8 protein-coding genes and 1 pseudogene are annotated in these 10922 nt (G+C 62.1%); 8 read left to right on the top strand and 1 reads right to left on the bottom strand.

All coding sequences use genetic code 11. The features are described 5' to 3' along the window. The 5 genes from EN994_RS05465 to EN994_RS05445 form a co-directional block, all read left to right on the top strand. On the top strand, positions 1 to 613 hold a 613-nt coding region (locus tag EN994_RS05465; RefSeq protein ID WP_127307429.1), incomplete at its 5' end, for an extracellular solute-binding protein. A 207-nt stretch (positions 614 to 820) separates the two neighbouring features. Then, on the top strand, positions 821 to 1681 hold the full coding sequence (locus tag EN994_RS05460; RefSeq protein WP_013530184.1) for a sugar ABC transporter permease: 861 nt from the start codon (positions 821 to 823) through the stop codon (positions 1679 to 1681). Beyond that, a complete protein-coding gene (locus EN994_RS05455; RefSeq protein ID WP_013530185.1) occupies positions 1678 to 2514 on the top strand; it encodes a carbohydrate ABC transporter permease in 837 nt (278 codons plus the stop codon). Before EN994_RS05460 ends, EN994_RS05455 begins: the two co-directional genes overlap by 4 nt. Before the next feature lie 8 nt (positions 2515 to 2522). Then, positions 2523 to 3617 carry a sn-glycerol-3-phosphate ABC transporter ATP-binding protein UgpC gene (ugpC, locus tag EN994_RS05450; RefSeq protein ID WP_127307428.1) on the top strand — a complete coding sequence of 365 codons (1095 nt, stop codon included), beginning with the start codon at positions 2523 to 2525 and terminating at the stop codon, positions 3615 to 3617. 35 nt (positions 3618 to 3652) lie between these two features. Next, on the top strand, positions 3653 to 5680 hold the full coding sequence (locus EN994_RS05445) for an aldo/keto reductase (protein ID WP_063170039.1): 2028 nt from the start codon (positions 3653 to 3655) through the stop codon (positions 5678 to 5680). Between the two features lie 27 nt (positions 5681 to 5707). Here the strand turns inward: EN994_RS05445 and EN994_RS05440 are convergent, their stop codons facing one another. Beyond that, positions 5708 to 6583, bottom strand: coding sequence for an AraC family transcriptional regulator (locus EN994_RS05440; protein ID WP_082826649.1), 876 nt, complete (start codon positions 6581 to 6583; stop codon positions 5708 to 5710). A gap of 247 nt (positions 6584 to 6830) precedes the next feature. Here EN994_RS05440 and EN994_RS05435 point away from each other — a divergent pair, with 247 nt between their 5' ends. The 3 genes and pseudogenes from EN994_RS05435 to EN994_RS05425 all read left to right on the top strand — a co-directional run. After that, positions 6831 to 8297 (top strand): alpha-glucosidase/alpha-galactosidase, encoded by a 1467-nt coding sequence (locus EN994_RS05435; RefSeq protein WP_063170465.1) that lies wholly within the window; start codon positions 6831 to 6833, stop codon positions 8295 to 8297. A 148-nt stretch (positions 8298 to 8445) separates the two neighbouring features. Beyond that, positions 8446 to 10530 carry an ABC transporter substrate-binding protein gene (locus EN994_RS05430; protein ID WP_063170040.1) on the top strand — a complete coding sequence of 695 codons (2085 nt, stop codon included), beginning with the start codon at positions 8446 to 8448 and terminating at the stop codon, positions 10528 to 10530. A gap of 111 nt (positions 10531 to 10641) precedes the next feature. Next, positions 10642 to 10922 (top strand): annotated as a pseudogene (locus tag EN994_RS05425) (ABC transporter permease); the annotation flags it as partial.

Genomic DNA, 10922 nt, shown 5'->3' with positions numbered 1-10922 from the left:
CATCGATGCCATGACCAAGGTCAAGGAGATGAAGGACGCCGGCATCATCTCGTCGGCCGACTGGGGCACCAAGATCACCAACAACACCGCCGGCACCGTCGCCACCCAGATCTATGGCGGCTGGTATGAGGGCACCATTCGCACCGAATCTGCCGGCGAAAACGGCAAATGGGGCGTCTATCTGATGCCGAGCCTCACCGCCGACGGGCCGCGCGCCGCCAATCTCGGCGGGTCCTCGCTGGCCATCACCTCGGCTTCCAAGAACAAGGAGGCTGCCTACGCCTATCTGAAATACACGCTCGGAACCAATGAAGGCCAGATCACGATGCTGAAGGAGTTCGGCCTGGTACCGTCCCTGGTCTCGGCACTCGACGATCCCTATGTCGCACAAGGCCTGTCTTACTGGGGCGGCCAGGCGGTATGGAAGGACATTCTCGGCACCTTGCCGAAGGTTGTTCCGAGCCGCGGCACGCAGTTCCAGAGCGACGCCGAAATCATCGTCCGCGCCGTGCAGACCAAGTATCTGGCCGGCGGCTATCCTGACGCCAAGGCGGCGCTCGACGATGCCGCAAGCCAGATCGCGGCGGCGACCGGACTGCCCGTCAAATCTTGATCACCGCTTCTCCTTCTCCCCTTGTGGGAGAAGGTGGATCGGCGCGATAGCGCCGAGACGGATGACGGGTGCTCCAGCGGAGTGAGACGTTTGCGTTCTCTGGAACACCCCCTCATCCGTCGCCTTCGGCGACACCTTCTCCCACAAGGGGAGAAGGGAAGACCCAGGCGACGGCGTGAAACAACAAGCGGTAGAAGGAGGAGCAAGATGCGCAATCGTAACGCCACGGCCTATCGCTTCCTCACGCCCTATCTGCTGATCTTCGCGATCTTCTGGGTGTGGCCGATCATCAGCTCCTTCATGATCTCCTTCCAGGCAACGCGCACCGTGCCGTGGCGGTTCGCGCCGAGCTTCAACTGGGGCCGGTTGATCGGCGATCCGGCCTTCTTCAACGCCCTGAAGAACACGCTGCTCATCCTGGTCATCCAGGTGCCGGTGATGATCTCGCTGGCGCTCGTCATGGCGGTGCTTTTGAACTCGCCGCTCTTGAAGGCGCGTGGCCTCTACCGCTTCGCCTTCTTCGCCCCGGTCGTGGTCGGCGAGGTTGCCTATTCGGCGGTGTTCCGGCTGATGTTCAACCTCGATTTCGGCATCATCAACAAGCTCCTGAACAGCGTCGGCCTGCCCAAGATCGACTGGTTCTCCAACGTCACGCCGGCGATGGCGCTGATCATGATCGCGGTGACCTGGCGCTGGGCCGGTTACAACGCCATCATCCTGCTCGCCGGCATGCAGTCCATTCCCGAAGACGTCTACGAGGCGGCGACGCTCGACCGCGTCAGCAAGCTCAAGCAGTTCTTCTACATCACCCTGCCGCTGCTGAAGCCGGTCATCGTGTTCTGTCTCGTGCTGTCGATCATCGGCACCATGCAGCTGTTCACCGAGCCCTTCCTGATCACCGAGCGCGGCGGGCCGGGCGGCGGCACGGAGACGCTTGGCCTGCTGCTTTACCGCCAGGGCTTTCGGTCGCTCAACTTCGGCTACGCCTCGGCCGTCGCCTACACCATGGCCGGGCTGGCGATCGCCATCACGCTGGCGCAGCTGTGGCTGACGAGGGAACCGAAATGAGTTCGCGCTCCTCCGCCAGGCTGGGACGCAGCATCGCTCTGCATCTGTTCCTGACGCCGCTGGCGCTGATCTGGCTGTTTCCGCTGTGGATGATGGTGGTGTTCTCGACCATGCCCGACAACGGCATCTTCAGCCCCGGCATCGAGCTTTTGCCGCACGGCAATTTCATCGACAATTTCAACAATCTGCAGCGTGACACGAACTTCGTCGGCGCCATCGGCATTTCGGTCTCGGTGGCGGTGACCTACACCATCCTGTCGGTGCTGCTGACGTCGATGGCCGGCTGGGCGCTGGCCCGATACCAGTTCTTCGGCAAGGGCGCGGTCGTCGCCATCATACTGGGCACCATAACGCTGCCCTATGCGGTCGTGCTGATCCCGCAGTTCATCATGGTGGCGCGCGACTTCAAGCTCGCCAACACCTGGGTGGCGCTGATCGTTCCGCCGCTGTTCAATTCGCTCGGCGTGCTGTTCATGCGGCAGAGTTTTTCGATGATGCCGGACGACCTCTTCGATGCGGCGCGCGTCGAGGGCGTGAAGGAGTGGCGCATCTTCCTCTTTGTCGCGCTGCCTTTGGCGCGGCCGATGCTGGCCGCACTCGCCATCATCCTGTTCCTCGCCTCCTGGAACAATTATCTGTGGCCGCTTTTGATCAACAGCCAGCCTGGTTCGATGACGGCGCCGGTGGCGCTCGGCACGCTGATCGGCCTCACCAAGGTGTCATGGGGCGGCATCATGGCGGGCGCTGTAATGCTGACGGTGCCGATGCTGGTCGTCTTCGTGCTGCTGCAGCGCCATTTCATCGCCGGCATTGCCGCCGGCGCGGTCAAGTAAGGGGCAGCATGGCAACGGTCACGCTCACCAATGTCGTCAAGCGCTTCGGCGTCTTCGAGGTCGTCCATGGCGCCAGCATGGACATCAAGGACGGCGAGTTCGTCGTCTTCGTCGGCCCCTCCGGCTGCGGAAAATCGACGCTGCTCAGGATGATCGCCGGGCTCGAGGACATCAGCGGCGGCGAAATCGCCATCGGCGGCAAGGTGGTCAATGATGTCGAGGCGGCCGACCGCGGCATCGCCATGGTGTTCCAGTCCTACGCGCTGTATCCGCATATGAGCGTCGAACAGAACCTCTCTTTCGGCCTGCGCATGACCGGCAATCCAAAAGCCGACACCGAACGGCGGGGGAAGCGGGCGTCCGAGATCCTGCGCATCAGCGAATTGATGGACAGGCGCCCGAAAAAACTCTCAGGCGGCCAGCGCCAGCGCGTCGCCATCGGCCGCGCCATCGTACGCGAACCGCAGGTGTTTCTGTTCGATGAGCCGCTCTCCAATCTCGACGCCGAATTGCGCGTCCAGATGCGCGTCGAGATCTCCCGGCTCCATAAGGAACTGGGCACGACAATGATCTATGTCACCCACGACCAGACCGAGGCGATGACGCTCGCCGACAGGATCGTCGTGATGCGCGCCGGCCATATCGAGCAGATCGGCCGGCCACTCGATCTCTACGACAACCCCGACAATCAGTTCGTCGCCGGCTTTGTCGGCTCGCCGAAGATGAATTTCATCAAAGGCCGGGTTGTCGGGCACGATGCACCTGGCGTCGTGGTCGAACTGGCGGGCCAGGAGAAGACCCGCATCACGCTACCGCTGACTGGCACTGCGCCCGAAATAGGCAGCCCAAAAATCGGCAGCAAGGTCATTGTCGGTGTGCGGCCCGAACATTTCGGCAATGCCGGAGAAGGCGACGCCGACCTTGTGGTTGCCATCGACGTGATCGAGCACCTGGGCGGCACAAGTTTCCTCTATGCCAGAACGGCCAACGGTGACGACGTGGTGATCCAGCGCGACGCGGCAAAGGTCCCCGACACGTCCGAGATCACCGTTTCCATCCGCAAATCCTACCTGTTCGACGAAAAAGGACTGCGGCTGCGCTGACCGCCAGCCCTTTCCAGCCTTCAAGGAGAATGACAATGACCGCAACCACGCCCATTCGCTGGGGCATTCTCGGCCCGGGCAGCATCGCCCAGTCCTTTGCCGGTGGCGTGGCCGCTTCGGACACCGGCAAGCTGGTCGCCATCGGCGCACGCAATCCCGCCAAGCCGGGGCTTGCCGAGCGTTTTCCCGGTGCCCGTATCCTCGACGGCTACGACGCGCTGCTCGCCGACCCCGACATCGACGCCGTCTACATTTCGATACCGCATCCAGGCCATGCGCAATGGGCGATCAAGGCGGCCGAGGCCGGAAAGCATGTGCTGTGCGAAAAGCCGCTGGCGCTGACCGCCTTCGAGGCCGACGCCATGATGCATGCTGCGCGCAAGGCCGGCACATTCCTCGGCGAAGCCTTCATGTACCGGTTGCACCCGCAGACCAAGAAGCTGGTGGAGCTGATCAGGTCCGGCGTCATCGGCGAGATCAGGATGATCAAGTCGAGCTTCGGTTTCGCCATGCCGGGCTTCATGCCGCAGCACCGGCTCTATGCCAACGATCTCGCCGGCGGCGGTATTCTCGATGTCGGCGGCTATCCCGTCTCGATGGTCCGGCTGATTGCCGGTGCGGCCGTCGGAAAGCCCTTCAGCGAGCCAGACAAGGTGGTCGGCACCGCCCATCTGGGCCAGTCCGGCGTCGACGAATGGGCCTCCGCGCTGCTGCATTTCCCCGGCGGCATTGTCGCCGAAGTCTCCTGCAGCATCTCGCTCAACCAGGACAATGTGCTGCGCATCCTGGGCACAAGGGGCCGCATCGAAGTGCCGGACTTCTGGTTCGCCGGCGGCAACCGCGATGTCGGTCTCGGCCGGATAGACGTCATCGCCTCCGATGGTACGCGCCAGACCATCAGCGTCGACGAGAAGCGCCATGTCTATTCCTTCGAGGTCGACGCAGCCGGCGAGGCGATCCGCGCCGGCGGCCAAGAATTCGCCTGGCCGGGCATGGCGTGGGCGGAAAGCCTCGGCACCTTGCGTGTGCTGGACAAATGGCGGACGGCAGCCGGCCTCGAATACGGGATCGAGAAGGCCGAGCAGCGCACCAACACCATCTCCGGCCGGCCGCTACGGTCCGGCGGCACGGCGGTCGCCAAGCGCACCATTCCTGGCCTGTCGAAACCGGCATCGGTGGTGGCGCTCGGCTTCGAGGATTTCCGTACGTTTTCCTCAGGTTCGATCCTGCTCGATGCCTTTTTCGAGGCCGGCGGCAATCTCTTCGATACCGGCTATGTCTATGGCGGCGGCTATACCGAGAAGCTGCTTGGCGAATGGTTGAAAAACCGTGGCGTGCGCGCGCAATCGGTGGTCATCGCCAAGGGCGCGCACTCGCCGCTGTGCTATCCTGATGTGATCGGCAAGCAGCTCGACCAGACGCTCGAACGCCTGCAGACCGATCATGTCGATGTCTACTTCATGCACCGCGACAATCCGGATGTGCCGGTCGGCGAATTCGTCGATGCGATGGATCGCGAGGTCAAGGCCGGCCGCATCCGCGGCCCGTTCGGCGGTTCGAACTGGACGATGGAACGCATGGATGAGGCAATTGCCTACGCCGAACGCACCGGCAAGCAAAAGCCCGGTGCGCTGTCCAACAATTTCTCGCTGGCCGAAATGCTGGAGCCGATCTGGGCTGGCTGCGTCACGTCCTCCACGGATGCGTGGAAGGCCTGGCTGACATCCAGGAAGATGCCGAATTTCGCCTGGTCGAGCCAAGGGCGCGGCTTCTTCACCGATCGGGCGGGTCGCGACAAGCAAGACAATGAGGAGCTGGTGCGGGTCTGGTACTCCGAGCGGAATTTCGGCCGCCGCGACCGGGCGATCGAACTTGCCGCGAGACTGGGCAAGAGCCCGATCCATATTGCGCTGGCCTATGTGCTCGCTCAGCCCTTCCCCTCCATCCCGCTGATCGGGCCACGCACGCTGGATGAACTGGACGACAGCCTGCGCGCTCTCGACATCACGCTTTCGCAAGCCGATCTCGAATGGCTGGACGGCGGCAGCCTGCGCGCTGCCTAGTTGGCTGCCTGTTTAACCGTGGCGGCGTCAGGTCTCGTCATCGAACGCCCTGACGCCGCGCCTGGCCGGAGTCCGCAAATTCGCGTACATGCCTGTGGTGCGGAATTGGCTCGGTGTGATGCCGTAGCAGCGGCGGAAGACCTTTGAAAAATAGTTCGCTTCCTCGAAGCCGCACAGGATGGCGACCTCCTTCACCGGCAAAAAATCCGCTTTGGTCAGCAGCTTCGCCGCGCGTTGCAGGCGCTGCTGCAGCACGAACTCGGCCGGAGGCAGGCCTTCGCTCTCGGCGAAACAGCGTGAGAAATGGGCTCGGCTGAGGCCGCTGATCTGGACCAGGTCCGCCACCGGCAGCGGCTTGTCGAGATTGGCGTTGATGTGATCGATGACCGGCTGCATGGCGCTTAGTTTTTCGGCGAAGGCATGGGAACCGAAGACATCGTCATAGAGCGCCATCGCAGCCTCGTAGGCTATCGCGGAAGCAGCACCCGGCGAAGCGGCGCCTTTGATCAGGCGCAGGCTGCAATCGGCAAGATGATCGATTGTCGCCGGCTGCAGCCGAAATACAGGACCCGAGACGCTGAGGATCGACTTGTGGATGCGCAGCGCTTCCTCGCCGTTCATCGAAATCCAGAAATATTCCCAGCGCTCATCTCCAGCCAGCCAGTAACGGTGGTTGTGCGGCACCAGCACCAGCAATGTGTCGTTCTTCTGCAAGCGGTAGTTGCGGTTTTCGTAGCGCAGCCGGCCAGTCCCGCTGATCGTGTGCTGGAGCACGGTGAACGGTGTCTGACCGCGCTTGCGGCCGTCCCAGTCGTAGATTTCGTCCTCGCGCACTTCGTAGCCCGTGCTCGTCGGCATGGCGTGCAGGCGCTGGCGGCCGCGCGGCAGCGAGATCGTGCGCATGGACTGTCCGTGTTCTATCAAATCATGCAGCACAAAATTACCCCTGAAAGCATAATCCTTCTCTGGTCGCGCTCGCGAATAAGCGCATAATCCCCATCGAAAAGCGAGAGAGATCCGCAGTCAAGGAGCGGACAGGGAGGTTGGCGAGCCGGATTCCGGCTTGTCCTGCATACATGTCGCGGCATGTGGCTAGAGCCTCCCATTGTCATTCCTTGCCTGCAATTCGAAATGGAATGAGGTGCGGCTGATGAGTTTCAAAATCGCTATCATCGGTGCCGGCAGCGTCGGCTTCACCAAGAAATTGTTCACCGACATCCTGTGCGTGCCCGAATTCAAGGACATCGAATTCGCGCTGACCGACGTCAGCGAGCACAATCTTCAGATGATCAAGGCGATCCTCGACAGGATCGTCCAGGCAAACAGGTTGCCGACCACGGTGACGGCGACCACCGACCGCCGCAAGGCGCTCGAAGGCGCTCGCTACGTCATCAGCTGCGTGCGGGTCGGCGGCCTCGAAGCCTACGCCGACGATATCCGCATTCCCTTGAAATACGGCATCGACCAGTGCGTCGGCGATACGATCTGTGCCGGCGGCATTCTCTATGGCCAGCGCAACATTCCGGTGATCCTGGATTTCTGCAAGGACATACGCGAGGTCGCCGAGACGAACGTCAAATTCCTGAACTACGCCAACCCGATGGCGATGAACACCTGGGCGGCGATCGAATACGGCAAGGTCGACACTGTCGGGCTCTGTCACGGCGTCCAGCACGGCGCCGAGCAGATCGCCGAGGTGCTTGGCGCGAAGTCCACGCAGGAGCTCGACTATGTCTGTTCCGGCATCAACCACCAGACCTGGTTCATCGATCTGCGCCTCAACGGCCGCCCCATTGGCAAGGATGAACTGGTGGCCGCTTTCGAGGCGCATCCGGTCTATTCCAGGCAGGAGAAGCTGCGCATCGACGTCCTGAAGCGCTTCGGCGTCTATTCGACCGAAAGCAACGGTCATCTTTCCGAATATCTGCCCTGGTACCGCAAACGTCCCGACGAGATCACGCGCTGGATCGATATGTCCGACTGGATTCACGGCGAGACCGGCGGCTATCTCCGCTACTCCACCGAAACCCGCAACTGGTTCGAGACGGAATATCCGCAGTTCCTCGAAGCGGCGTCCAAGCCGATCGACCGCGAGAAACGCTCCAACGAGCATGCCAGCCACATATTGGAGGCGCTGGAGACCAACCGCGTCTATCGCGGCCACTTCAACGTCAAGAACAATGGGGTGATCACCAACCTGCCGCACGATGCCATCATCGAGTCGCCGGGCTTCGTCGACCGTTTCGGCATCAACATGGCCGCCGGCATCACGTTGCCGGAGGCTTGCGCCGCCACCTGCATCGCTTCGATCAACGTCCAGCGCATGTCGGTGCATGCCGCGATATCGGGCGACATCGATCTTCTGAAGCTCGCCGTGCTGCATGACCCGTTGGTCGGCGCGGTTTCGACGCCGGAGGAGGTCTGGCAGATGGTCGACGAAATGGTCGTCGCCCAGGCAGCCTGGCTGCCGCAATACGCCCATGCGGTTCCGGCCGCCAGGGAGCGGCTGTCGACATCCAAGGTGAAGACCCGCGAGTGGGCGGGCGCCGCACGGCGCAGCATTCGCTCGATCGAGGAATTGCGCGCCGAAAAAGCCGCGCTGAAGCAAGCCGGCTGAAACGGGCCGGCTGAAACGGGCCGGCTGGAAATTCATGCGGTGATGGTGGATCCATGGGAGGCGGATCCACTGCCACGAAGCCGTTTGAATTCGAGGAGAGGCGGAGCGGGTGCAAACGCTCCGGACCAACAAGAGGGAGAGAGAGACAGTGAGGAATTTACGCAATATCGGCCTTGCTGCCGGACTGGCGCTGAGCGTCTCGGTCTCGGCACTCAGTGCATACGCTTCCGAGCCGACGGTTCCGCCGGCGCCGACACCGTTTCCCGCCGAAGGCAAGATCAATTATGTCGCGCGCGACTCCATTCTGGAGTTCAAGGCGCTTCCCGAATATCACGAGCCCGACTGGGTCACCGAGAAATACGTCAAGACCGGCAAGCTTCCGCCGGTGAGAGACAGGCTGCCGAAGGAGCCGCTGGTCTTCAAGACGGGCAATATGCAAGACGGCATCGGCGTCTATGGCGATACGATGCGCCACGTCATCGGAGGGCGGCCGGAAGGCTGGAACTACGGCGCCGGTCAGACGCAAGGCTGGGGCGGCATCGACATCGGCCTCTCCGAATGCCTGACGCGCACCGCCCCGCTGTTCCAGGTCGAGGCCAAGGACACCGAGCCGCTGCCGAACCTGGCCAGGAGCTGGGATTGGTCGAGCGATGGCCACAAGCTGACCATGCACCTCATCGAAGGCGCGAAGTGGTCGGACGGCGTGCCGTTCAATGCCGACGACGTCATGTTCTACTGGGACGACGAGGTCGTCGATCCCAACGTCTCGCCGCTGAACGGCGCCACGCCGGAAACCTTCGGCGTCGGCACGACGTTGAAGAAGATCGACGACTACACCGTCGAATGGACCTTCAAGGACGCCTTCCCGAAGCAGTACCTGTATGCCATGGCCTACGGCACCTTCTGTCCTGGTCCCGCGCACATCCTGAAGCCGCAGCATCCGAAATATTCGAAGAACACCTATGACCAGTTCAAAAATGCCTTCCCGCCGGAATTCATGAACATGCCGGTGATGGGCGGCTGGGTCCCGGTCGAATACCGGCCGGACGACATCATCGTCATGCGCCGAAATCCCTATTACTGGAAGGTCGACGAAAAGGGCAATCAACTGCCCTATCTCAACGAACTGCACTACAAGCTGTCGACCTGGGCCGATCGCGACGTCCAGGCGGTGGCCGGCGCGGCTGATTTTTCCAATCTGGAGCAGCCGGAAAACTTCGTCGCCTCGCTGAAGCGTGCGGCGGAGGCGAACGCGCCTGCCCGTCTTGCTTTCGGCCCGCGGCTCATCGGCTACAATCTGCGCTTTAATTTTTCCGCCAATGGCTGGGGCAATCCGGACGAACGCGGCCAGGCGATCCGCGAGCTGAACCGCAACGAGGATTTCCGCAAGGCCGTCACCATGGCGCTCGACCGCAAGGCGCTCGGCGACTCGCTGGTCAAGGGGCCGTTCACCGCCATCTATCCCGGCGGCTTGTCGTCAGGAACCAGCTTCTACGACCGCAATTCGACGGTCTACTACCCCTTCGACCTCGATGGCGCCAAGGCTGAACTCGCCAAGGCCGGCCTCAAGGATACGGACGGCGACGGCTTCGTGAATTTCCCTTCCGGCACCGCCGGCGGCAAGAATGTCGAGATCGTGATGCTGGTCAACAACGACTACACGACCGACAAAAGCCTTGCCGAAGGCGTCGTCGCCCAGATGGAAAAGCTCGGGCTGCGGGTCGTGCTCAACGGCCTCAACGGCACCCAGCGGGACGCTTCGCAATACTCCGGCCGCTTCGATTGGCTGGTCCGGCGCAACGAACAGGAACTGACCTCGGTGGTGCAGAACACCGTGCAGCTTGCCCCTGTCGGCCCGCGCACCAGCTGGGACCATCGTGCGCCGGAAAATGGCGAGGTCGATGTGATGCCGTTCGAAAAGGACCTCGTCGACATCGTCAACAAGTTCGTCTCCACGCAGGACAATGACCAGCGCGCCAGCTTGATGAAACAATTCCAGAAGATCTCGACGGAGCACGTCTACAATGTCGGCCTGACGGAATATCCCGGCGCGCTGATCGTCAATAAGCGATTCTCGAACATTCCGCAGGGCACGCCGATCTTCATGTTCAACTGGGCCGAGGATTCGATCATCCGCGAACGGGTATTTGTCGCCGCAGACAAGCAGGCGAAATATGAATTGTTCCCCGATGAGCTGCCCGGCAAACCCGGAGAGAAGGGGCTGATGAATTAGGTTTACCTCCCTGACTGAGAGACCTCCGGCCGCGCCGCTGGCGCGGCCGGACAAACCAACCTCCGGACGCAACCAAGGGCGCGATCGGCGAGACAAGGAAATGAACCGTCCATGCTGCGATTCCTGCTCACGCGCATAGCGTCGGCAATCCCGGTCCTCGCCATCTTGAGCCTGGCCACCTTTGCCATCATCCAGGCGCCGCCGGGTGACTATGCCGACTACATCCGCTCGCAGGCGATCAACCAGGGTGGAGCTTCCTTTGCCGAGGCCGACGCGCAGGCAAAGGCCTATCGCATCGAGCATGGCCTCGATAAGCCGCTGCCCGTGCAGTATCTCAACTGGATCGTCGGCATCGTCACCCGCGGCGATTTCGGCTACAGCCTGTACTACAA

It is taken from the genome of Mesorhizobium sp. M7A.F.Ca.CA.002.09.1.1, from assembly GCF_003998555.1.
GTDB classification, from domain to species: Bacteria; Pseudomonadota; Alphaproteobacteria; order Rhizobiales; family Rhizobiaceae; genus Mesorhizobium; species Mesorhizobium ciceri.
This window is presented reverse-complemented; position numbering and strand designations above follow the sequence as displayed.